This is a genomic window from Puniceicoccaceae bacterium, from assembly GCA_040224245.1.
Classification (GTDB): Bacteria; Verrucomicrobiota; Verrucomicrobiia; order Opitutales; family JAFGAQ01; genus JAKSBQ01.
In genome coordinates this window covers 26,241-50,004 of the sequence record JBEGIR010000085.1, presented here as the reverse complement: position 1 = coordinate 50,004, position 23,764 = coordinate 26,241, and the positions used below count along the sequence as shown (strand labels likewise).

The following is a 23,764-nucleotide window of genomic DNA, read 5'->3' as shown; positions in this document are numbered from 1 at the left end:
CAAAAAAGATTGTTTTTGAACCTGTTACACGGAGGGACGACGTGTATCCTGCTCCGGCGAAGCCGGATCAAGAGAGTCCGTAGGACGAACGGTGTTAGCTTGGGTGGTTATAGGCGATAGGTTATGGGACAGGTCTCTCGTCCTGATCAAAAGTTGACACCTTGTGGTTAGTAAATGTCTGGGTATGGTTCTTTCAATATCGGTTTTGCCTGGCAAGGCTGATTGGCTGCTGTGAGTTGGAACATCGTTTCGCTGTGCTTCACTGGATGGACTGGCGGGGCCAGTCCAACAGGATGTGCTGAGCGCAACAGGTTTTTTGTGGGTGGTTCTTGAACCTGTTGCTGGGAGAGGTCGAACCGTTGAGGTATTCGAGTGCCCAGGGGGTCGAAATTTTTCCAAATTTCGCAACGGGGGATCTGATCGCTTGGGGAGGGCGTGGTGGTTCGTGCGGCTTCCGGCGAGCGGGAGTCCTACGCAAGATAGGGAAATCGCTGATGGCGAAGAATCTGTGTTTCGGTTGGTTCAGAATTGGAAATTTCAGAGGAATCCAATTGGAACTTGCGTTAGTAGCGAACCCTTGATCCATCAGGCCGAACATTAGATGGTTTCTCTCGAGGTATCGGGACTCCTATTTTTGGGATGGGGTAGGCCCCAGGAATCTGGATTTTCCCGATTGATTTTGGGGTGTGTGGGCGTAGGGTTTGGGGATGAAGGTTGCTCGCAGTCTGGAGGAGTTGAAAACCGCAGTGGAGGAGTATCGCGGTGCTGGCAAGCGCATTGCGCTGGTGCCGACCATGGGGTATTTGCATGAGGGGCACTTGGGGTTGGTGGATGTGGCCCGTGAGCACGGGGATGTCGTCATTCTCACCATCTTTGTGAACCCGACCCAGTTTGGTCCGACAGAGGATTTGGATGCTTATCCACGCGATCTTGAGCGGGACTTGAAACTTGCAGATGCGCGAGGGGTGGATTTGGTGTTTTGTCCTACCTCAGGCGACATGTATGCCTCCGACCACTCGACCTATGTGATGGAAGAATCCGCCAGCCTTGGACTGTGCGGTGCGAGTCGTCCGGGTCATTTCAAGGGAGTGCTCACGGTGTGCTGCAAGTTATTCAATCTCACGCGCTGCGACGTTGCGGTCTTTGGGCAAAAGGATGCCCAGCAGGTCACCCTGATTGAAAAGATGGTGCGCGAACTCAACATGCCGCTGCGCATCGTGAGGCGAGCGACCGAGCGGGAAGCTGACGGACTGGCGATGAGTTCGCGCAACGCCTACCTCACGGCGGAACAGCGCGTGGTCGCGCCGCTTCTGCAGCAGGCCCTGCAACGGGGACGTGCACGCATTGAGGCAGGGGAGTGCTCGGTTGCCGCTGTGCTGGAACACATGCGCGAGCTGTTGGCCAGTGAACCCTTGCTGCGGGTGGATTATTTGGAGATTGTGGATCGCCACACACTGCAACCTGCAACAGAAGCTATTCCCGGAACCCTGTTGCTGGCGGGTGCGGTATTTGTCGGGAAAACCCGGCTGATTGACAACCTCGAAGTGTGAGTCTGATCGACCGTACGGCGTGTCGTCACACTGCTTTTTGGATGTGAATTGTGCCTCGCCTGCTTGAAGCTTCGGCGGGCGCGCTTAGGTTTGGCGGGACACAAACCGCCCATTTCACACGACCATGAATCCAGATGCCACACTGCCCAACCGTCGCCGATTTCTCAAAACCGCAGTGGGATTTGCGGGAGCCACCGTGCTTGCCAGCTCCATGGCCCCGCTGACTGCCATTGCCGCTGCAAACCGCCGCAAACTGGGATTTGCACTGGTCGGACTGGGGAGCTACAGCACGGGGCAACTGGGGCCGTCGTTGAAAGAAACCCACAACTGCTATCTCGCAGGCATCGTGACGGGAACTCCGGCCAAGGCGGAGCGATGGGCGCGGGAGTATGACATCGCGCAGCGCAATATCTACAACTACGAGAATTTTGATACCATCGTGGACAATGATGAGATCGATGTCGTCTACGTCGTGCTGCCGAACAGCATGCATGCGGAGTATTCGATCCGCGCACTGCGCGCTGGAAAGCATGTGATCTGCGAAAAACCCATGGGGCTGACGGCGGCGGAATGTGAGCAGATGATCGCGGTGGCCGAGGAAAACCGTCGCCTGCTGGCGGTCGGGTATCGCATGCCGTATGATCCCTATTTCATCGAAATGAAGCGACTCTCACAAAGCGGAGAGATGGGGCCAGTTAACTACCTGGAATCGGCACTGGGGTATTCCTACACACCACAACTTGGCAGCTGGAAGCTGAAAAAATCGATGGGTGGTGGCTCCCTTTACAATTTGGGTGTGTATCCGATCCAGAACGTGCGCCATGCCAAGGGCAGTGAACCGATTGCGGTCACGGCACAGGCCAGCACGAAGCGCCCCGAGTATTTTTCGGAATTTCCCGAAATGTACACCTGGCAGTTGGAGTGGGAGGATGGCACGCTCGCGAGCTGCTACACGGGACCGAATGCGCGCATTGACCGCCTGTTTGTAGGGTGCAGGGATGGTTGGATCAATTTCGAACCCGCAACCGCCTACTCGGGCCAAGCGTGCCGCACCTCGCGAGGGGATTTCAATTTCCCCCAGGTCAACCAGCAGCGCCTGCAGATGGAGGACTTTGCGCGCTGTGTGATCGAGGGCACGCCGTCAAAAGTCGGAGCACATGAGGGATTGCAGGATGCGCGCATTATCGATGCGATCCATGAATCGATCCGTACCGGTCGAAAGGTGATGTTGGGGTAATGCACACTGAGCCGACGCCGTGTGGAGCGGTGCTCAATCGAGCTGTATTTCATAGCAGCTTGCGGCGCAACCATCTTCGTAATAGTCGGGCTTGTCCGTAAACCACCGAAATCCCAGCTTCTCGTAGAGCGCGATTGCGGTGTGATTATCCTGCCGTACCTCCAGTCTCAGGCGCGGATAACCCAGATCGGCAGCGAGTTTCAGGTGGTGGAGCAGCAAGTGTTTGCCCAGACCCTTGCCCTGGGCATCCGGGTGCACCGCAACAGAGTAGAGTCGGGCTACGGCATGGCGCCTGGGCGTGAAGAGGATGGCATAGGCACGCACCTGTCTGTCGACAACTGCCACCACGAAGGATGCCAACGCGCGTTGCATCAGGTAACGGAATTGGCGCCGTGAAAAGCGATCCCCTCTGAAACTGTGGGCCTCGATGTCGAGGATGGCTGACAGATCGTCCGGCGTGGCATCCCGCACCGAGCAGGCATCCCTCTGGTGATTATTTTCCACGGGTTTCGAGACGACGTGCAAACTCTCCCATGATCTGCATGTAGAGTTCATCCCCGATGTAGGCATCTTCGACCTCATGGTCGATGCTCGGGTTATCATTAACCTCAATCACATAGGCACTGTTGCCGCTCTGTTTGAGATCAATGCCGTATAACCCGTCACCGATCAGATTGGCGGCGCGAACGGCAGCATCGAGCACGACCTTGGGCACCTCAAACGTGGGAAGGGAGTCCCATGCGCCGGATTTCACTGCACCGTTTCCATGCTCATAGATTTGCCAGTGGTCCTTGGCCATGTAGTAGCGATTGGCGTAGAGCGGTTTGTGGTTGAGCACACCGACACGCCAGTCGAACTCAGTGTAAAGATACTCCTGGGCGAGCAGCAGCGCGCTCTGCTGGAACAATTCCTTGAGCGTCGCCTTGAGTTCGCTGCGGTTTTTCACCTTGCACACGCCCCTGGAGAAGGAGCCGTTGGGGATTTTCAGGATGATCGGATAGCTAAAGTCCTGTTCCAGGCTCTCGACTACCTTGCGATCCTTGGATTGGATGATGCGACTGGCGAGCGTGGGCACCCGACTGCGTTTGAAGGCGTCGGTCAGATAGACCTTGTTGCAGCAACGCAGGATGGAAATGGGGTCGTCGATCACAACGAGGCCTTCCAGCTGTGCCCGGCGTGCGAAGCGATAGGTGTGGTGATTGATTTCGGTGGTCTCGCGGATGAAGAGCGCGTCGAACTCGCTGAGGCGGTTCATGTCCTTCGGGGAGATCAGTTCGGCCTCGATACCGAGCTTCGCGCCGGCCTTGACAAAGCGCTTGATCGCTGCGGGATCTGACGGCGGCATTTTTTCCTCGGGATTGACCAGAATCGCCATCTGCCAGCGCGCATGTTTGGGTTGGCGACCCTTTCGCCAGATGCCCTGACTGTAGCGCTCCAGGGCTTCCGCAAATTCGCTCTGCTCCGTATCCGAGAGTTCATCGAGTGCGATGGCGTTCAGACTGCGCAGATTCCATCCGTCACGGTATTGCAGCACCGCTTCGAGGATGGGAAAATTAACGCGCTCGAACATGCGGCGACTGAGCGTGCGCAGGGATTCGATGCCGCAGGTGCCAAAATAGATTTTGAAGGCAATGGTGGCATCACCCTGGGGTTGGGGGGCGGGCAGGCGCAGATCCTTCAGTTCGCCCAGCGCGATCAGATACAGTTGGCGGGAGCGCAGGTCGTTGATCGCGTTTACGGTGGGCATGACGCGATGTCCGCGCGCCTCGGCGAGCAGGGAGCAATAGTAGCCCTGGCCGAGGTATTTTCCGCAGTTGCACAGGTTGATGACGCGCTGGGTCTGTTGAAGGGTTTCCCCCTTGAGTTCGAGGTAATCCCGGAAACTGACGACCATCTCGGATGGATAGTAGGGCCTCCAGAGCTTGAGATCATCAACGACGATCAGGGATTTTTGCATGAAATTTCAGGTAAGGTGAAGAAGGTTTCGCATTGTGCGGAACTCAGGCTCAAAGTCTATTCTTTTTCCATGGGCAGTTTGCAGCTGACGGGAATCCCAATGAAAGCGCAAGCTTGTGGTCCATTTGCGAAATTCGCCTGTTTTTCTGCGTTGGGAAGATCTTGGGAAGGTGGGTCGAGGAACGCAGGCCAAATGCGGAATTTTTCCAAATTCTCCTATCAGGCAGTGTGTAGATTATCAGCCTGGTTGATTATTGTAGCGTTTCCTGCCTTCTGGTAGCCCAATTACCCCTCCCATAGCCGGAATGCCCCTCCCATAGCCGGAATGCCCCTCCCGTAGCTGAATTCCCTTCCTGTCGTTCAATTTCCCCTCCTGTCGTTCAATTTCCCCTCCTGTAGCCGAATTTGGAAAAATTCGGTTTCGCAGTATATGCCCTCGACACCAGGCGAGTGTCGGAATCCGATCACCTTAGATCAGGGGAGAGAACAGACGCAGGAAGCGGGCAGTGGTGCGACGCACGGCGCCAATTTCCTTCCATTCCCAGAGATTTTCGGTCGCGGATTCAAAATCTTCGGTAAGCATGGCTTCGACGCGCCTGATGGTTTGGGAGTCGGGACTGATCAGAGAGACTTCGAAGTTGAGGCTGTAGCTTCGTGGATCGAGATTGACCGTGCCTACGGACGCGAGCTTTTGGTCGACCAGCAAAACCTTTTGGTGCATGAATCCGTCGTTGTAGCGATAGATGCGCACGCCAGCCCGGCGCAATTGTTCCGCATAGTACCAGCCTGCGGCAAATACAATGTAGTGGTCGACGGCTCCTGTCGTGAGGATGCGCACCTCCACTCCGCGGCGCACGGCGGCTTCGAGCGCCACCATGATGGCTTCATCGGGGATCAGGTAGGGTGTGGCAATCCACAGGCGTTCGCGTGCCTCCTGGATCAGTGCAACCAGCTTGAGGATGCAGACTGGGCGCGCATCTGCCGGGCCTGTGGGAAAAATGGCGGCAGTTTGTGTTCCAAGCGGAGTGGGGTCCTGTCGGCTCCAGCTCAAGTCCTTGATGAGGTTTCCGGTAGTCCAGAGCCAGTCCGAAATGAAGGAGGCCTGCAGTTCGAATGCGACAGGGCCTGTGAGTTTGAGATGGGTGTCGCGCCAGTGCCGCAGACCTGCACTGCGTCCCAGGTATTTATCACCGATATTCAGTCCACCCGTGAATGCATATTGGCCATCGACGACCACGATTTTGCGATGGTTGCGAAAGTTGATGTGGTAGAGCGAACGATGGATGCGCGGGCTGCGAAACGGGCGCATGCGAATCCCTGCAGCTTCGCATTTCTGCACATATCGATGGTGCATGTGACGACTGCCAAAATAATCATGCAGCAGGTAGACCTTCACGCCTTCTCGCGCCTTTTGCAGCAGCAATTCAAAAAAGGCATCGCCGGTTTCGCCGGTTTCGATGATGAAATACTGCACCAGGACGTAGTGCTTGGCCTGGCTGATGGCATGAAAGATGGCCTGATAGGTCGCCGGACCATCGATGAGCAGTTCGATGTGGTTGTCGCGTGTCAGCGGGAAGGGGGTCAGGGATTGCAGGCCATCAAATGCGGGGCAGTCTTCCTCCCTGTGGCGGGAAAGATTGTCAAAAAACCCTTGCACGTAGTCTTGATTGATCGCAATGGTGCGTCGCAGGGTTTGCGTGTATCCGCGATAGCGACGAAATCCGAAGACCCAGTAAGCTGGCAGTGCGAGCGGGGTGATGAAGAACAGCGCGAGCACCCAGCCAATGGTCACCTCGGGTTTGCGGTCTGACTGCAGGACATGAAAAATGCTCAGCCAACTGAGCAGGGTAACGATTCCCAGAAGTAATTGCAGGATCATGGTAGAGAGAAACAACGACGAGCGCAGGGCATCGTTTGGTATTGCAGCCTGAAGCAAATCGCAGATTTGTTCAACCTGCTTCGTGCAAAGTGGACACGCATGGGGTAGGGAAAACAGCCGCATCCCCTTTGTATGGGATAGGGTCTCATATCGGAGTCGTCTACGTAATCCGGATAGTTCGTGAGGATCACTCGCAACGCATGGACTTTGTAGCCGAATTTGGAAAAATTCGGACCGCGTGCAGGTGCGAATGGCGGAACGGGTATACTTCCACTGCAATGCCCGGAATTTTACCAAATTCCGCTCGTGCGAGAGCGGGGCAGAGGAGTTGGGCGCGTATCTGGCACGCCGAAAGAAGAAAATCCAATAAAGGTTACAATTTCGTGAGATGGAGCATTCGGTTTTGCCAAACCCAACGCTTTGGTTTGCTTGGGAGTATGAACAAAATTTGGTTTGAGTGGGTGCGATGGGGTGTGGTCAATGGGTTGGCGATGGCGCTGCTTGGGGCAGGGTCACTAGTAAGTGCGGATGAGCAAGGTTCGGACGATTCCATCCGCATCGCCTTTGGTTCCTGCAATCATCAGGATCTACCGCAACCCCTCTGGGACGACATCCTCCTGCAGGAGCCGCAGTTCTGGGTCTGGCTTGGTGACAACATCTACGGAGACACGGAAGACATGTCGGTGATGCGTGAGAAATACGAGCGCAACAAGGCGCAACCCGGCTACCAGGCGCTGCGGCAGCGCGCCGAGGTGCTCGGCACCTGGGATGACCATGACTACGGTCTGAATGACGGCGGTCGGGAATATGCGATGAAAGAGGCCAGCAAGTTGGAATTTGCGCGCTTTCTGGATCTTCCGGAAACACATGAAATCTTTACGCGGGAAGGCATCTACCACCACGTGGATCGTGTGGTAGGCGATGGATTTCGGCTCCGCTTCATCCTTTTGGACACACGAACCTTTCGTGGTCCGCTCGAGCGTATCCAGCGTGAGGGTGAACCGTTTGCGGTGTATCAGCCTGACCCTGAAGGCAGCCTGCTCGGAGAGGCGCAGTGGAAGTGGTTACAACCCCTGCTCAACGGGGATGAATTTGATTTCTGCATTATCGGCAGCAGCATCCAGCTGCTCTCTGCCGAGCATGCTTTTGAGAAGTGGGCCAATTTTCCCGGGGAGCGGCAGCGCCTGATCGACTGGATTGATGCAAACTGTCCGGGCAAAGCTCTGGTCATTTCGGGAGATCGCCACCATTCGGAGTTGTCCCTGCTGGAGTTATCGCATGGTTCTCAACTGATCGATGCGACCTCAAGCGCATTAAACCGACCGGGTGGACTGAAAGATGAACCCAATGCCCTGCGGGTGGGGGTGTTCAGCGGTGCGATCAACTATGGTCTGATCACACTGCGACCCTCCGAAGGCGTTGGAACGGTGCAGATCCTTCTCGAGGGAAGTGAACCGATCAGCGAGCTGCAGTTTCCCCTGTATGTGCAAACCCTTGATGCAGGTAAGCGGGTGCGGAGGGTCGCCTCCGGTGTGCATGTGAATGGTTGCGGACACCACAGCGGTGGAGTCCGCTGTAATCCCTGCCTCAGAATGAACGGTAAGACTTCGTCAACAGCGAGTTTGCGTAGTCCGAGTTGGTGAATTGCGCTCGCTCAGCATCGTATTGCAGGCGCTGTTTTGCGCGGATCGCGATGTTGCCCAGCAACACGGTTTCGGTGAACGGTGCGGAATATTCAAAGCGTGAACCGCAGGCCGGTCCACCCTTGCAGGCATCGATGAACTCCTGAAAGTGATTGGAATCCTTGATGCGGGGAATCGTTTTGGGCGGCAGCTTTGGCCGCACCTCCATGAATTTTTCTGTCGGGTAGAGACGCACACTCTCCGAATATTCCGGGGTGTGGGCGGTCATTTCGGAACCCACTAGAAATGTGCCGCTGGTTCCAAAATCGAAGTCGCGTGGCACGTGTGCGGGAATGGGTGGTTTGAGGTCGCCGTCAAACCAGTGAACCGTGACAGGTGGCATGGAACCCCGGGCCGGAAATTGATAAATGACATGGGAGGTCTTGGGAGCGCTCCATTCGTTGAAGGAAGTTGCGCTGGCTTCGATCGTCTCCGGATAGCCGAGATCGAGCGCCCAGAAGGCAGAGTCCATGACATGGCAGGCCATGTCGCCGAGTGCGCCGCAGCCGTATTCCCACCAGCCGCGCCACTCAAAGGGGAGATAAGCGGGATCATAGGCCTGTTCCCTGGCAACGCCCTGCCAGAGGTTCCAATTGAGTTCCTTGGGGATCTTGGGAGCACCGTTGGAGTGGTCGATGCGGCGAGGTCCTTGTTCCCAGACGGGACGGTTGGTCCAGTGGAAAACCTCGCGAATGTCTCCGAGCACTCCAGCCTGCACCCATTCACGCACGAGGCGGGTACCCTCGTTGGCGTGGCCCTGATTGCCCATCTGCGTGACAACCCCATGCTTCTGGGCCAGCCGCAGCAGTTCGCGCGCTTCCCAGACAGTGTGGGTGAGCGGTTTTTCCACCAGCACATGTTTGCCCGCTTCGATACAGGCCTTGGCGATGGGAAAATGCATGTGGTCGGGAGTGGCGATGGAAACCGCGTCGATGGAATCCCCCATCTTGCGCAGCATCACGCGGTAGTCCTCAAACAGTGGTACGTCCGGAAAACGCTCCAGTGGCTCCTTGATCGTGGTGTACCAACCGAGTCCTGTGGTGTTTTCGGTGCTGCGATTCACATCGCAAAATGCAACGATCTGCTCTTTGGCGTAGGCGCGTACGTGATGCACACCACGTCCACCGACACCGACGATGGCAATGCGAAGCTTGCTGCCCGGTTTGGGTGAGGTTCCCTGTGCGGCACTGAGTGTGCCGGTCGCGCCAAGCACTGAGGCGGCACCGACTGCGAGACCAGTGGTTTTGATGAATTCACGTCGGCTCCAGGGCAGATCAACGGCGCGGGGTGATGGATCAGGGTTCATAGTGGGCGTAACTGTTGGGGTTTGGTATGGGTCGATTTTTGCGAATGCAGCATCAAGCGGGGGTGTCAATGCGCATCACGCTGTTGCGATACCTTCCGAAACTCCGGCTGGCTGTCAAATTGGAATTAATGGACGGTGTGATTCGAGCAGGAAGTGTCACCGTGTGTGCGTCTGAGGATGAAGGCGCGCGGTGGGTGCGCGAGCTGGAAGCTCCCGCTACGATGGTTTGGGGATGGAAGGCGCGGGCTGGAAGCTCCCGCTACGATGGTTTGGGGATGGAAGGCGCGGGCTGGAAGTTCCCGCTACGATGGAATAGAGGTGGGTGAGAGCGCAGAATAGGCACTCGGGCTGGTATTGAAGTGTTCAATAACATGAACAACTCTGCGAGTTGCTTGCGTTGACCCGGAGGTCTGCGAGCAGTTGATTGGTGGCATCCCCATTAACCCCAAACCGAGGAAACCCCACTATGATTCCGACCAATCGCCGTGATTTTTTGAAAGCGGGTCTGGCTGCGACGGCAGCTTCCACCATCAGCCTGCCTTTGGCGACTCAGGCTGCCACTGCGGCAACTCCTGCTGCGAAGAACGCGATCCCGCGCTGGCGTGGGTTTAACCTGATGGCGTTTTTCTCCGCATTTTCGTCAAACTCCCAGTATGGCGATCAGATGTTGAAGGAAAGTGATCTGCAGTGGATTCGCGATTGGGGCTTTGATTATGTGCGCCTGCCCTTTGACTACTGGTTTTTTGTAGAGGGAACCTGGCGTGAAACCCGGCACATGGCACTCGATGAAATTCGCAATATTGATGAGCGCGCTCTTGAGCGTATGGACCGTGCGGTCGAGCTTTGCGCACAGTATGGACTGCACGTGACCGTGAACATGCACCGTGCGCCGGGATATTGCATCAACGGGTGGGAGCGGGAGCCATTTAATCTCTTCAAGGATGCGCAGGCTGAGGACGCCTTTGCGTTTTTCTGGGACTTGCTGGCTCGCCGCTATCGTGGGTATTCCCGCGAACAGTTGAGTTTTAATTTGGTGAACGAGGCTCCGAACGTGGGCGAGAAGATGAGTCGTCAGGATTACCGACGGGTGATGCTGCGCGGTCAGCGCATCATCCATGACATCTCGCCTGACCGCATCGTGATCATCGATGGCACGGGAGTGGGGCGAGAGGTGGTGTTGAATCTGCTTGATGAGCCGGTTGCTCAGGCATTTCACGCCTACGATCCGTTTCGCCTGACGCATTACAAGGCAACGTGGGTGGGCGAGAATGCCGATTGGCCAGTTCCGCAGTGGCCGTATGCGAATGAGGATGGATCGTACTCCGGTGCGAAGGAACTCGCAATCCAGTTTGCCCCGTGGGCCGAGTTGGTTCGGCAGGGCATCGGGGTGCATTGCGGAGAGTTTGGCTGTTACCGCTATACTCCGCACAAGGTGTTTTTACCATGGATGGAAGAAGTGTTGTCCCTGCTCAAGCAGCACGACATCGGATTTGCCCTGTGGAATTTTCGAGGGGATTTTGGAGTGCTTGATTCCAAGCGAAGCGATGTGAACTACGAGGATTGGCATGGACACCAGCTTGACCGGGAACTGCTCACCCTGATGCAGCGCTACTAGGTTTTGTGGATGCCTGAGCCTTGGGCGGGCAGTGTTTTTCCGAGCTTGCCTGTTGGGCAGGAGTGATGCAACTGCGCTCAGTCGTAGCGCAGGTCACTCGCTTTGCCGCGAAAGATGTAGTAGGCCATCAGGGTGTAACCGATCAGGAACGGCAGCACCAGCACCGCACCGATTAAAATGACCCAGAGCGACTCTGGTGCGGCAGCGGCCTCTTCGATGCGCAGCACTCCGGGAATGATGTAGGGATAAAAACTGTAGACCAGTCCGATGAATCCCAGTGCAAAAATGCTGGCGGCGATGGTGAGAGGCAGCCAGGCGAGCCGGTCATCGGGAAGGGGAAGGATCGAGCAGATCTGGTGCATCAGCAGGGTTAACGCAATCGAAATGAGCGGCATCACAAGCAACAGGGTCAGTTCGGGCATCGCAAACATGCGCTCGTAGATGCGTGTATCCGTGAACACAGCGGCCAGGCTGCTGAGAATGGCGCCCAACACCATGACCCAGATCGCACGGCGTGCCCAGCAGATCGCGCGCGCCTGCAATGCGCCTTCGGTTTTGAGGATGAGCCAGGATGCGCCCATGAGCACGTATCCGGCGACCACCAGCAGTCCAAAGAAGAGCGCAAACAGTTCGGCCGCTACTCCAGACTGAAACCCGGTGACAAAGCGTCCGACCATGTATCCCTGGCTCAGGGCGACCACCAGTGAACTCCAGTAGAAGACCCGATCCCACAGTGCCTTGCGGTGGGCGGGTACTTTTTTCCGAAAGTCAAAGGACACGCCGCGAAAGACCAGGGCGAGAATCATGAGGGTGACGGGAAGGTAGAGCGCCTGCAGCACGATGCCATGAGCTGCAGGGAAAGCAACGAGCAGCAGGCCCACGCCGAGCACAAGCCAGGTTTCATTGGCATCCCAAAACGGACCAATGGAGGCGATCATGCGGTCGCGCTGCTCCGGATCAACCCGGGCAGAAAGCATGCCCACGCCGAGGTCGTATCCGTCGAGTATGGCGTAGAGCAGCATGGAAAGCCCGATCAGAAACGCGAAGGCAAAGGGCAGCCACTGCCCGGTGGTGATCCATTCGTTCATGCTGGAGTTCCTCCTTTTGCAGTTGCTTGCATCTCGTGGTGAGTCAGATAGAAGAGCGAACCCATGTAGGCGAGCAGCAGCAGGATATAAGTGATGAGGTAGGCCGTGAGTGTGAGTCCGACGTGGGCGGGAGGAAGGTCAGCGGCAGCGTCTTTCGCAAGCAAAACGCCCGTGACCAGCCAGGGTTGACGACCCATTTCGGTCACATACCAACCGGCAATGGTGGCGACCCAGCCGGAAAAAGTGAGCGCTACCAGCACTTGCAGCAATCGACGGGGCAGGGTTTGGGTGCCGCGACGCCACAGGCACCAGACTCCCCAAAATGCGACCGCGATCATCACCAGTCCCATTCCGACCATGACGCGGAAGCTCCAGAAAACCGGGGCCACGCGGGGATGATTGCCCTCGTGTGCATCGAGGCCCTCGACAAAACCATTGGGATCGCGTGTGACGATGAGGCTGCCCAGTTTGGGAATTGCCACTTCGAAATGATTTCGGCGTTCGGCGTCATCGGGCAGGGCGAAGAGCACGAGCGGTGCACCGTGATGGCTTTCCCAGTGTCCCTCCATGGCCGCCAGTTTGGCGGGTTGATGGTCACGTGTATTGAGACCGTGCAGGTCTCCAAGAATGGCCTGCAATGGGGCGAGCACGGCAGCGAGCACCAAGGCTGAAGCCAATCCACTTCGCACGGCGGGGCGGTCATCTCCCCGGAGCCAACGATAGGCGAGCAGGCCTGCGATCAAAAACGCGACGGTCAACCCCGAGCCGACCAGCGTGTGGGTGAGCCGATAGGGCATGGAAGGGTTGAAGACGACCTGCCACCAGCTGGTGGCATGGGCAACCCCATCGATCAAGGTGAAACCGCTCGGGGTGTGCATCCAGCTGTTCAGTGCCAGGATCCAGAAGGCTGAGAGCGTCGTGCCGCTGGCGACCAGCAGGGTGGCGAGCGTGTGCAGCCAGTTGGGCACCTTGCGGAACGCAAAGAGCATGATGCCCAGGAAGGTGGCTTCCAGGAAAAAAGCCGTGAGCACTTCATACGCGAGCAGGGGGCCGGCAATGTTGCCGACGGTGTTCATGTAGCCCGGCCAGTTGGTGCCAAACTGGAATGACATCGTGACGCCGCTCACCACTCCGAGGCTGAAGGTGAGCGCAAAGACCTTGGTGAAAAAGAAGTAGAGTTCCATCCACTTGTCGTCACGGGTTCGCTGGTAGCGCAGTTTGAAGAAGAGCAGCATCCAGCCCAGTGCGATGGTGATCGTGGGAAAGAGAATGTGAAACGTGATGTTGGCGGCAAATTGCACGCGGGAGAGCAGGAAGGCGTCCATGGCGGCGGGTCAGGGTGTAGGCATCAGATTGGCAACGCGAGTGGAAACGCTGCGCGGGTTCCGTCGCACAGCATAGCACTGAAGAGCGGGCATGCAAGGCGTGTGACACACGCAGTTGAGATGCGGGTTCATTCCTACCTTGAGTATGGCTCATGCAAAACAGGACAAGTTACGCGGCGAATCATAAGAAGGAATGATTTTGGGCATTAGGGCTGGTAATTTTGGAAAAGTGAATGCAATGTTTCTCCGAGGCAGGAGTGGAGCGCATCAAAGGCGATGAATCAAAAATGGCCCAGCGCTCACAACTGCCCTGTATTGGAAATGGAAGTAGAATTGGAATGAAACGCATTAAGAACTGGGACATATTGGCATTTTTGGTGACCTATCACATCCTGCTGCTGGCACTCCTGCCGTGGGTCGTGCAGCATTTTTCATGGGTGGGAGTTGGCTTTTTCATCGTTACCAACCTATTGGGTGGACTCTCAATCACAGTTGGGTATCACCGTCTGTTCTCCCATAAGACCTATCAGGCGCATCCGATCTTTGAAGCCGTTGTGTTGTGCCTTGCAACGCTTGCATTCCAATGGTCTGCCCTGGGATGGTCCTACGACCATCGCAAACACCACACGCATGTGGACACGGATGAAGACCCCTATTCCATCAAAAAAGGGTTCTGGTATGCGCACTTTCTCTGGCTGCTCGACTACCGCCAGCAAATTGACGAAAGTGTCGTGGACGACCTTGTCAAAAATCCACGCGTGATGTTTCAGCACCGTCACTTCCTGCTGCTGACGATTGTGGTCAATCTGGCGGTCCTCGGTCTGGCGTGCCTGTTCATGCATCCCGTGACGGCCCTGTATTTTTCGTTTGTGCTGCGCGTTTTCTGCATCCACCACAGCACCTGGTTCATCAACTCCCTTGCTCACACCTGGGGTTCGCGCACCTATGCCAAGGAACTCAGTGCGGTGGACAACGCCGTGCTTGCGCTGCTCACCTTTGGTGAGGGCTATCACAACTATCACCACACTTTTGCCAACGATTATCGCAACGGCGTGAAGTGGTGGCATTTTGATCCGACCAAGTGGATCATCTGGACTGCAGCCAAACTCGGATGGGTAAGCAACCTGCGACGCGTAGATAACATACGCTTGCAGAAGATCATTGTGCGCAAGGATTTGCATCTGATTTCAGATTTCTTCGAGCACCACTTGCGCCACCACACCGATCCCGCTGCTGCGGCTTTCCACCAGAAGCTCTCCGATCTGTATGAGACTTTTAATACGCAGTCCTCACGCTTGAGCCGTCTGGTTGTGGAAAAGCGCAAGGCGGCTTCTGCGGAGACACGCAAGCTCATCCAGGTGGAAATGCGCATGATCCAGCGTCAACTGCGTTCAACCTGGTCGGCCTGGGTGGAGACTACGGCGTTGATCGGGCGCAAGTATCAGCTCGAACACGCGCACTGAACGGGATGATTGCCGTCTTTCGGAGGAATTCGTCCTGTGATGAGTTCCGGCGGCGGGGTGCACTGCTCGCATGCCTTTGCGTTTTGCTCGGAAGCGGCTGTACTTACCTTGGACAGGTCAAGGCGCAACGCGATTATGAGCAGTCACACCGCCATGAACCCAAGCTCGCGACTGCAAAGCATATCCTGCAAGAACCCACGTTTTTTGTATACGGACGCATCGAGGGTGATTCCGCTGATCATTCAGGAGCTCCGGTTGTGGTTCTCGCGGTTTCCAATGACTTGCAGCCGGATGAGATTGTGGATGTGTTCCGCCTGGGGCGTTCCGGATCCTTCTACGGGATGAATTTGCCGGAAGGTAACTATCATCTGGTGATGGCGACGGATCGAAATCGTGATGGAACGCTTCAGGTCGATGAAATCGACGGCAGCACAACCCTTTCACTGGATGAAGAGACCTACCCCGGTCGCGTGGCCGCAAACATGGATCTGGAGGGTGACCCGCAGACACGCATCACAATATCCACCTTTCCAGTCGACTACGGCCCGGCTGAATCGCGTTCGCTGGAACGTTCGCTCTTCTACCCTGAGGGCACCCTGCGCGCATTGGACGATTCCATTTTCTCCCGATACATGTCCGAACTCGGAATGTATGATCCTTCTGCCTTCATGGAGATGGCTCCCTTGATGTTTTATGCGTTGGAGGAGGACAGCCCTCACAAAGTGCCAGTGATTTTTGTGCATGGAATGGGTGGTACGGCGGCGGATTTTGAGTCGATGGTGGAACGCTTGGATCGAGATCGCTATGCAGCGTGGTTTTTCCACTATCCCTCGGGATTGGAGCTGGGGCGATTGAGTCAATTGTTCTACGACATTTTTTTATCCGGTCAGATCATCCCGCCATCCGAAACCCCATGCGTCATCGTTGCCCACAGCATGGGTGGGTTGATTGTGCGCGATGCTCTGAATCTCCATCTGGAGCGAAACGGGCAGCGCAAGGTTGGGTTGTTTGTGACGCTCGCCTCTCCGTTTGGTGGAATAAAGTCGGCTGCGGTGGGAGTCGCCCGGGCACCGCTGGTGGTTCCCGCCTGGCGCGACCTTGCTCCCGGCTCATCCTTCATTGAGAATTTGTTCCGCAAATCGCTGTGTGGACAGGTGCAGCATCGGGTGCTCTTCTGTGCGTTGACAGACGAGGATGTGGCCAATCAGGAGGGAAGCGACGGTGTGGTTCCGGTGGACAGTCAGCTCAGTTCGTTGATTCAGGCGGGGGACTCTTCCATCACCGGGATGCGCGCCTCCCATGCGGGAGTACTGAGCCATCCGGTGGCAGTGGAACAGGTGAATGAATGGTTGTCCGTAATTCGCTCACCTCTGCCTGAGCCGCAGCTGCAATTGATCTCGAAGGGTGGGTTTGTGGTGGACTCTGAACAACAACCGGGTCGTTATACTGAAATCGAGCTGCACATCCTGAAGACCTTCGGTTACCTGTTGCGTGCGCTCGCCAACGGCGAGGTTGAGCCAGCGAGTTCGCATCAGGAGCAATTTCTCGCGGCTTTGAACCCTGAGGTTCCAGCACAGACTCCAGCGGAGACCGGATGGGTAAAGTTTACAGAAGATTTTCCCGAGCTTGCGAAGTGAGCTGCGGCAACGCTTCCATTCAAAACGGCAAAGGACTGCCGTCGAATTCCTGAAAACAACCGGAATCCGCGAAGCTGAGTGAGTGGAACTGCTTGAGCAGCGCGCTGGCACACTGCTGCACGCTCAAATCCGCGCTCTCCCCACCCATGTCGGTGCGCACCCAACCCGGAGTCTGCAGGAAAACGGGAATCTTGAAGGGCGCAAGTTCCCGTGCGAGCTGCACGCCTGCCATGTTCAATGCAGCCTTGCTGATGGGGTAGGCGTAGTTGGGGCCGGGGATGCGTTTTGCCTCTGTGATGGAACCCATTTTGGAGGAAATCATCCAGACCTTGGCGTCCTGGCTTCGCCTCAGCAGTGGCAGTAATGCGCGCGTTAGCAGGAGCGGTGCAACCACATTGGTCCGAAAGGTGTCGAGCAGGCGTTCTTCGCTCTCGGTTTCGAGTGGCCCCCATGCGGCGACTCCTGCATTGTGAATGACCCAGTCGAGTCCGCCCAGTGAATCAATCTGCTCGGCCAGTCGAGTGTGGTCGCCGGCGTGCGTGACATCAGCCTGAAGGGCGTGCAGTCGGTTTGATTCGGCAGCTAGATCCAGCAGGGTTTGCGAGCGGGCCGCGTCACGGTAAGTGCCCATGACCGAGTGGCCATTTTCCAGCAGCGCCCGGGTCAGCGCCAGTCCAATGCCGCGATTGGCCCCGGTGATCAAAAGGGTTTTCATGCAAACACCCTCGCAACGCGATTGAGAAAAATCAACTGCACTTCGGGTTTTTCAGATTCAACTGAGTGCGATGTCAGCAATGAAGAATCGCAGAACTGGATGTTTCGGACTATTGAAACAGCGGTTTGGGTTCGTCACGGAAAAGCAGCGGTGCGAAGCGATGCAGGCATTTTCTCCAAACCTGCCATTCATGGGTGCCGTTCATCGATTGCGAGGGGTTTCATCAGTTGTGCGTGCATGCACACACTCCAGGTCAATGCACAGAAGAGTAGGGGGATTCTCATGAAGCATGATAACCCGCTGACGGCGACTCCCCTTCAATAATTTGAACCACGGATTTCTCAAATTCCTCAGATGATAAGAGTGCAGCAGAGCTGCAATGACGAAACAGGAATGTTCCTTCTGTGAAATCCTCAGATCAAGATACCGAAAGATTCGATCCGGTTGGCTTGGAATGGCTTGCGAACATGGCCTTCACGTCCTCGTTCATCAGGAGTAGAATGGTGAATACGCCAAGGACTGTGCCAAAGGGAACAAACATGCACTGAACGCCCGCCATCACGAGACAGAACAGATAGCGTGTGCGCTTCTGGATGCAGCGACCTGCTGCGATCACGCAGGCGGCAAATGCGAGACCCAAGGCAATAAAGACTCCGGCAAGGACGACAAAGAACCAGCCCAGAAATGCGGGCGGAGCCTCTCCCTGTCCTTCGAACGATTCCGGGGAGAACAGCATCATCAGACCAAACAACAGATGAAGGATGGGGAACATGGCAAACATGCCCGCTACGGCTCCAAGCACGTAGTGGAAGATCACAATCAGCCGCAGGTGGCTTTCGCGTTCAGTGGATTTGGAGTCGGTTTGCACCATAAGCAGAATGGGGAGATGGGGTTGAGGAAAAGTCGTGCATTCACTCTATGGGGATTTGTGCAGCGTGACAATTTCAAAATCTCGTTGTGCATTTTGCGTTCAAACATGGCGAAGCGGAACCGCCCGTAGTGGTGACGCTACCGGTCTCACAGCCTGTCGCCAGCGCCACTACTCTTTTTGGCGATGCGGTTGCTACCGAGCTTCAAGGAAATGAACTTTCGTTGGAAATGAGCGACACTCCCGTATTCATTCGCCTGGCTTCCGATCAAGGTTGAAATTCCAGAGCATGCAGTGAGTTACAGCGCTGCTATAGCAATTAACAGATGAAAGATAGTGGATTTTTTCGCCACTTGATTTGACTATTAGGGAAAGTTATGACCGCTATTAGATTCGTAATTCTCCTTATTGATTCTTGCATTATGAATTCCTATCAATCCCTCCTCCGAACTGGAAAGATGCTCAGGCATCTGATTCCAGTGCTTCCTGCCGCTTTTGCAGTTGCGTCATTACCCGCACAGGTTGCGGTCGAAACCATTCCGGCCACCACCATCAAGGTGCAGACCGAACCCTTTGTATTTTATGAGTTGCAATCAGTATCGGGTTTGACCTCCACTCCCGTTGGGAAATGGAAGGTGGGCGATGGATCGATACAGCAGTGGGTGATTGAGAACAGTGCTGAGGCAGCCTCCCATCAGGTGGTTTCCACCCCGATTCAAAATCTCAACACCCTGCTCAATACCATTGTTGAAAAGCATGGCATACCCGCAGTTAGCGCTCTCGTTTTCAAGGACGGCAAAGTCCAGGCCATGGGTGCTACGGGAACCCGATGCAAGGGGGTCGTTGCTCCGGTCACTCTGTTCGATAAGTGGCACAATGGATCCGTCACGAAGGGAATGACTGCAACCTTGGCCGCAATACTGGTTGAAGAGGGGCTCATCGCCTGGGAAACCACGCTCGGGGAGGTGTTTCCAGGCAGAGTTGCAGCCATGGCCGATGGGTGGTCTCAAGTGACTTTGAAGCAACTGTTGTCGAATACGTCGGGTGCCCCCGGATCGCTCAGTAATGAGATTTGGACCGCAGTGTGGAACTACGAGGGACTGCCACGCGATGCACGGCTTTTCCTGATTGATCTACTTACTCCCACTCCGCTTGCCTACGCTCCGGGAACCTCCTACGCGTATTCGAATGCCGGGTTTTCCATCGCGGGTGCGATGCTTGAGAAAGTGACGGGAATCGATTGGGAGACGCTCATGCACAACAAACTTTTTGCACCTCTTGGAATGCATGATGCCGGATTTGGGGTTGCCGCAACTCCCCGCATGCTGAATCAACCCTACGGCCACGGCGGAAATTTGGCACAAATGACGATTTACGAACCCTCACGAATTTCTGACAATCCTCCCGCAATCGGTCCTTCCGCGACCGCCCACTCTTCCTTGGTGGACATGGCGCGCTATCTCGAACTCCATTTGAGAGGGGAAAGGGGCGAAACGGGTCTGCTGCTTCAGCCCAGCTCATTTGACACGCTTCACACTTTTGTGGATGCCAATTCCCGATATGCGCTGGGTTGGCTCCAGCACACCAGTGGATGGTTGTCGCATACCGGTTCCAATACCTACAACTACGCCAATGTCTGGATCGCGCCAGCGAACAATTGGGCCTGCGTGGTTTACCTGAACTATGGTGGAAGCAATGCCTTTGAGATCAGCGACGAAGTGGTGGTACAGCTGATCAACCATCACATGTAGTTTCCTCTGTGCAATTTGCTTCGCACCCGACAGGTAGTGTTTGAATGCCGTTTCGCTGAAGTGATTCTAAAAGAAAGAATTTGAACCACGGATTTCTCAGATTGCTCAGATGAAGAGGGCGCAGCGGAGCTGCAATGGCGAAGTTGAAATATCTGCTGTCGAAGGATTTAAGCTTCGGTTGGTTTAGTATTGGAGATTTCCTTCCCCTGAAATAGGAGACTTTGGCTTGCCTAAAGTCATGTGGGCACCGCAGGTGCATTTGTTTATTCTCATATTCATGAACCTGCTACACGGAGGAACGACGTGTATCCTGCTCCAGCGAAGCCGGATGAAGAGAGTCCGTTAGGACGAACGGTGTTTGGATAAGATGCGGTAGGATGGGAACAGGCTGACGCGCTGAGCACCCGACTCATTCGGGTTGCAGCTCGAGCTTGCGCAGGTATTCCAGGCTGAGCGGGATTTGCAGCAGTGGGTTTTCGGACTCCTCTTCAAGGAAATGCAGTTCGACGCCTTGGGCGACGGCGGTGCCGATCACGCGTGGCCAGTCGATGCTGCCCTGACCGACGACGACCTTATCGCTGGCGGGTGCGCCGCCCGTGCGCAGTCCGGTGGGTGCGCCCTTGCGAATGTCCTTGATGTGCAGTGCGATCCAGCGATCCGGATATTGCTTGAGCAGCTCCACCGGATCGGCACCTCCATGCACGACCCAGAAGACATCCATTTCGAACCAGACGTGCTCGGGATTAGTCTTGCGCATCATGGAGTCGAGCAGGGTTTCGCCTTCCAGCTCGCCGGGGCCAAATTCATAGCCGTGCGGATGGTATCCGAAGCGGATGCCTGCGTCGGCGAAGAGTTTTCCCCATTGGTTAAAATGCTCCACCGCACGATTCATCTCGGCGACGTCAAAGAGTTCTTCATGGGGAATCCACGGCACAAAACATGCCTTCACCCCGAGGGCTTTCATTTCTGCAACCACAGCTTCCGGATCCTCCATCATCTGGTTGTACTGCACGTGTGCGGAGGGCATTTTCAGACCGCGCTCGTCCAGCTTCGCAAGGAAGGCATCGGGACTCCAGCCGTAGTTGCCCGCAGCCTCGACAAGAGGGATACCGTAGGCCTTGACCAGATCCAGTGCCAGCTCGGGATCGTCCTGGCTGATGGAACGCAGGGACCAGAGCTGGATGCCGATGGAGTCGTGGAAGCAGAACTCCGAATGTTCATGTTTGGACTCGCCGGTTTGAGCACCGGTTAGCAGCAGGGTGCTGGTGAGCGCAGCGAGCGCGATGAGCGTCGGAAAACGGGGCTTGGGGGTGGTATTCATAGTACAGAGATTTAATTGGGGCGGGTGATGAGGTCAAGGAGCGACAGCTGGAGAACACGACGGAGAACGTCGAAGTTCACCTTCCCTCGAAAGCCGCAGACTCAGATCAAGTGACAAACTCGATGCCATGCTCCGAGGCGACTTTTAGGATGGCCTCCATGTTGGGTTCGCCCGGTTTGGAGAATTTATCCGCGCTTCGCTGGAAGATAGTTTCGAATCCGGAAGGAGATGTCGAGACGAGCAGTTTGCCGGTTGTATCCCCGCAATTTCGGAATGTGTGCACGGCATTGCGTGGAATGTAGGCGACGCCACCCGGCTTCATTTCCTTCCAGGTCCCTTCGAGCAGGAATTCGAAGCGACCCTCCTGCACGACAAACCATTCCTCCTCGCGCAGGTGGCGATGGGGCGGTGGACCTCCACCGGGCGGTACGGACTCGAGCCAGAGCGTCAACTTGCCATCGGTCTGTTCACCAGTGAGGAGAATCGAAACCTCTTCACCGAAGGCTTTGAGAACGGGTCCCGGGGGAGTGGGAACCCACACAGGTTTGGGGGAAGCAGAAGCATTCATGCTCATCCTGTATAACGCACCACACTGTTTTTTCAAGTTGATGAACCTCTTCGATATCTGTGCCATGAAGGCTTGATTCGTCTGGAATTCCAAGTGGGAATCAACGACGGTATCCGGTCCTCATCGACGCTGCAGATGCAAGCGTTGCAGCTCGGATTCGGGCAGCCCGTTGAGTGTGCGGTCGTAGAAGTCACGCAGAGCCTCGGGGCCGTTAACCGGGTAGTCCGCAACGGAGCCACAGAATCCGATCCAGAAACGCTTTCCATTGGCTTCGAAAGCGGTCGACTGTGGATCCCATTCCCGCGAAAGAATTCTGCGCGAGGAGGGATCAACCAACCACCACGGGGCGGGGGTTCCGGACTGGCGTACCGCAATGACGGAATGACCCGCAAATCGAGACTCCAGCGAGGGCTGCGACAGTTCGGCTGCATCGATCATCAGGATTTCGACCCCATAGTCCTGCAGCCGTTGCGCAAACACCAGGCTGTAGTCGCCGCAGCCGGAACTCAGACGACTCTGCCAGATCTCATGTGCGTTGCGACGGCGTAAAAACCGCTCCTTGGTTCCAGACTCAACCTTCCCGTTGACGGTCACCTCATATGTTTTTCCCGGACGCATCATGCGAACTGATCGCAGCTCGCGAAAGACCGCTTGCACCTGCTGTTCCAGCGTGACGGGTTCAGGTGCCCGGCATGCGGGCAGGCAAAGCCAAATCCACAGGGACAAGGAAATGGCAGCGTATGTTGCGAATTTCATGGGTTCAGGTGTCCGAGGGTATGCAGCGTCGAGAGATTGTCCCACTCGGCCCAGCTTTCGGCAAATCGTTTCCAGTCCGATTCTTTGGGTTGGGTGTGCATGGGTGTGGTGTAGCCTTATGGCATTTGAGGGTTCGTCGGGTGAGTGGGGTTTGTCCTGCGCCGCCCAGACCTCACGATGGAGGCCAATTTGTATGTTCCACTTTCCGTTCATAGGCTTCGGGAGGCAGGGTTGCATATCCTTCGAACGTTTTCATGCCGAGCGGTGGAGATTGTTGGAAAATCCTCAGGATCTTGATCTAAAAACGCTCAGATTTCAATCCCTTCGTACTCTCCGCGTGCTTCACCTGGATCGCCTTGCAAACCAAGCGTGAATCATGCCTGCCTGGAAGAAGCGCACGGGTTCGAAAAATCCACCCTGCTGTACCACCTTGCTCACCTCGTCAGGAGGAAGTACAGCAACGTCGGATTGGTAGGCTGCGCGCATGCGTGCGACGCCCTCAGCGGATATTCCGCTACCGCTCATCAGCTGAAACCAGATCTCGAGCAGACTTTCGCACTCGGGGAGGGTGAGGTCGCCTGCAAGATCCGAACTCACCAGTAGCCCATCCGGGCGCAGACGGTTTGCGATCTGCTGGAAGAATGCCGTGCGATCATGCCGGTCGAGAATGAATTGGGACACCAGGAAGGACGTGGCACCGTCGAATTTTCGGTCCTCGGGGAGCGAGTCGAGATAGCCCGTGTGCAGCTCACAGCGCGACAGGATACCCATCTGTTCGGCCTTGTGCCTGAACTGTTGCAGCATCGCTGAGGACGGTTCAACGGCTGTGAAGTGCCAACCTTGAAAGTGCTTTGCGAGGTAAAGGATTTCGACTCCGGTTCCGGCGCCCACGCAGAGGATCTTCGCGGTGGCCGGGAGCTGTGCGAGTACGGCTCCGGTGAGCAGGTGCAGCGTATGGTTGATTGGAGCCAGGCGGCTCCATTGGGAATCATAAGAAGCTGCCTGTTGATCAAAAAGGGTGGTGAGTTCGCTTGGATTCATGAGTTG

General features: G+C 56.0%; 19 protein-coding genes. 7 read left to right on the top strand and 12 right to left on the bottom strand.

What is annotated here, in order from left to right:
* Window positions 1-707 precede the first annotated feature (707 nt).
* Both panC and ABQ298_14470 read left to right on the top strand, forming a co-directional pair.
* Entirely contained in the window at window positions 708-1,550 is an 843-nt protein-coding gene (gene panC / locus ABQ298_14475) for a pantoate--beta-alanine ligase (protein ID MEQ9825588.1), read from the top strand.
* Between the two features lie 124 nt (window positions 1,551-1,674).
* The gene (locus ABQ298_14470) at window positions 1,675-2,787 is read left to right on the top strand and encodes a Gfo/Idh/MocA family oxidoreductase (protein ID MEQ9825587.1); all 1,113 of its coding nucleotides are present in this window, start codon (window positions 1,675-1,677) and stop codon (window positions 2,785-2,787) included.
* 33 nt (window positions 2,788-2,820) lie between these two features.
* On the opposite strand, the gene ABQ298_14465 is transcribed toward ABQ298_14470, so the two are convergent.
* From ABQ298_14465 to cls, 3 genes are all read right to left on the bottom strand, one after another.
* Window positions 2,821-3,291 carry a GNAT family N-acetyltransferase gene (locus ABQ298_14465; GenBank protein ID MEQ9825586.1) on the bottom strand — a complete coding sequence of 157 codons (471 nt, stop codon included), beginning with the start codon at window positions 3,289-3,291 and terminating at the stop codon, window positions 2,821-2,823.
* Window positions 3,281-4,744, bottom strand: a complete 1,464-nt coding sequence (locus tag ABQ298_14460) for a RimK family protein (protein MEQ9825585.1) — start codon at window positions 4,742-4,744, stop codon at window positions 3,281-3,283. The genes ABQ298_14465 and ABQ298_14460 overlap by 11 nt, the downstream gene beginning before the upstream one ends.
* Window positions 4,745-5,212: 468 nt before the next feature.
* Complete coding sequence (cls, locus tag ABQ298_14455) at window positions 5,213-6,622, bottom strand: cardiolipin synthase (protein ID MEQ9825584.1); 1,410 nt, start codon at window positions 6,620-6,622, stop codon at window positions 5,213-5,215.
* Window positions 6,623-7,059: 437 nt separating this feature from the next.
* On the opposite strand from cls, the gene ABQ298_14450 reads away from it, so the two are divergent.
* On the top strand, window positions 7,060-8,265 hold the full coding sequence (locus ABQ298_14450; GenBank protein MEQ9825583.1) for an alkaline phosphatase D family protein: 1,206 nt from the start codon (window positions 7,060-7,062) through the stop codon (window positions 8,263-8,265).
* On the opposite strand, the gene ABQ298_14445 is transcribed toward ABQ298_14450, so the two are convergent.
* Complete coding sequence (locus tag ABQ298_14445) at window positions 8,210-9,610, bottom strand: Gfo/Idh/MocA family oxidoreductase (GenBank protein ID MEQ9825582.1); 1,401 nt, start codon at window positions 9,608-9,610, stop codon at window positions 8,210-8,212. The two genes, ABQ298_14450 and ABQ298_14445, sit on opposite strands and share 56 nt — an antisense overlap.
* A 466-nt stretch (window positions 9,611-10,076) precedes the next feature.
* Between ABQ298_14445 and ABQ298_14440 the strand changes: the two genes are divergently transcribed.
* Complete coding sequence (locus ABQ298_14440; GenBank protein ID MEQ9825581.1) at window positions 10,077-11,225, top strand: cellulase family glycosylhydrolase; 1,149 nt, start codon at window positions 10,077-10,079, stop codon at window positions 11,223-11,225.
* 77 nt (window positions 11,226-11,302) lie between these two features.
* Here ABQ298_14440 and ABQ298_14435 read toward each other — a convergent pair whose 3' ends face one another.
* Window positions 11,303-12,313 (bottom strand): cytochrome d ubiquinol oxidase subunit II, encoded by a 1,011-nt coding sequence (locus ABQ298_14435; protein MEQ9825580.1) that lies wholly within the window; start codon window positions 12,311-12,313, stop codon window positions 11,303-11,305.
* Window positions 12,310-13,638 (bottom strand): cytochrome ubiquinol oxidase subunit I, encoded by a 1,329-nt coding sequence (locus ABQ298_14430; GenBank protein ID MEQ9825579.1) that lies wholly within the window; start codon window positions 13,636-13,638, stop codon window positions 12,310-12,312. The genes ABQ298_14435 and ABQ298_14430 overlap by 4 nt, the downstream gene beginning before the upstream one ends.
* A 338-nt stretch (window positions 13,639-13,976) precedes the next feature.
* On the opposite strand from ABQ298_14430, the gene ABQ298_14425 reads away from it, so the two are divergent.
* Together ABQ298_14425 and maoP are read left to right on the top strand one after the other, a co-directional pair.
* Window positions 13,977-15,101, top strand: a complete 1,125-nt coding sequence (locus ABQ298_14425) for a fatty acid desaturase (GenBank protein ID MEQ9825578.1) — start codon at window positions 13,977-13,979, stop codon at window positions 15,099-15,101.
* Window positions 15,102-15,106: 5 nt separating this feature from the next.
* Window positions 15,107-16,738: a DUF413 domain-containing protein gene (gene maoP, locus ABQ298_14420; protein ID MEQ9825577.1), complete on the top strand. Its 1,632-nt coding sequence runs from the start codon at window positions 15,107-15,109 to the stop codon at window positions 16,736-16,738.
* Between the two features lie 19 nt (window positions 16,739-16,757).
* Here maoP and ABQ298_14415 read toward each other — a convergent pair whose 3' ends face one another.
* Together ABQ298_14415 and ABQ298_14410 are read right to left on the bottom strand one after the other, a co-directional pair.
* Window positions 16,758-17,453, bottom strand: a complete 696-nt coding sequence (locus tag ABQ298_14415; protein ID MEQ9825576.1) for an SDR family NAD(P)-dependent oxidoreductase — start codon at window positions 17,451-17,453, stop codon at window positions 16,758-16,760.
* Between the two features lie 418 nt (window positions 17,454-17,871).
* Complete coding sequence (locus ABQ298_14410; GenBank protein ID MEQ9825575.1) at window positions 17,872-18,324, bottom strand: hypothetical protein; 453 nt, start codon at window positions 18,322-18,324, stop codon at window positions 17,872-17,874.
* A 419-nt stretch (window positions 18,325-18,743) separates the two neighbouring features.
* Here ABQ298_14410 and ABQ298_14405 point away from each other — a divergent pair, with 419 nt between their 5' ends.
* Window positions 18,744-20,072 carry a serine hydrolase domain-containing protein gene (locus ABQ298_14405; protein MEQ9825574.1) on the top strand — a complete coding sequence of 443 codons (1,329 nt, stop codon included), beginning with the start codon at window positions 18,744-18,746 and terminating at the stop codon, window positions 20,070-20,072.
* Between the two features lie 409 nt (window positions 20,073-20,481).
* Here ABQ298_14405 and ABQ298_14400 read toward each other — a convergent pair whose 3' ends face one another.
* From ABQ298_14400 to ABQ298_14385, 4 genes are all read right to left on the bottom strand, one after another.
* Complete coding sequence (locus ABQ298_14400) at window positions 20,482-21,393, bottom strand: sugar phosphate isomerase/epimerase (GenBank protein ID MEQ9825573.1); 912 nt, start codon at window positions 21,391-21,393, stop codon at window positions 20,482-20,484.
* 106 nt (window positions 21,394-21,499) lie between these two features.
* On the bottom strand, window positions 21,500-21,961 hold the full coding sequence (locus ABQ298_14395; protein MEQ9825572.1) for a cupin domain-containing protein: 462 nt from the start codon (window positions 21,959-21,961) through the stop codon (window positions 21,500-21,502).
* A 120-nt stretch (window positions 21,962-22,081) separates the two neighbouring features.
* Window positions 22,082-22,717, bottom strand: coding sequence for a hypothetical protein (locus tag ABQ298_14390; GenBank protein MEQ9825571.1), 636 nt, complete (start codon window positions 22,715-22,717; stop codon window positions 22,082-22,084).
* A gap of 342 nt (window positions 22,718-23,059) precedes the next feature.
* Window positions 23,060-23,758, bottom strand: a complete 699-nt coding sequence (locus ABQ298_14385; protein MEQ9825570.1) for a class I SAM-dependent methyltransferase — start codon at window positions 23,756-23,758, stop codon at window positions 23,060-23,062.
* Window positions 23,759-23,764 lie beyond the last annotated feature (6 nt).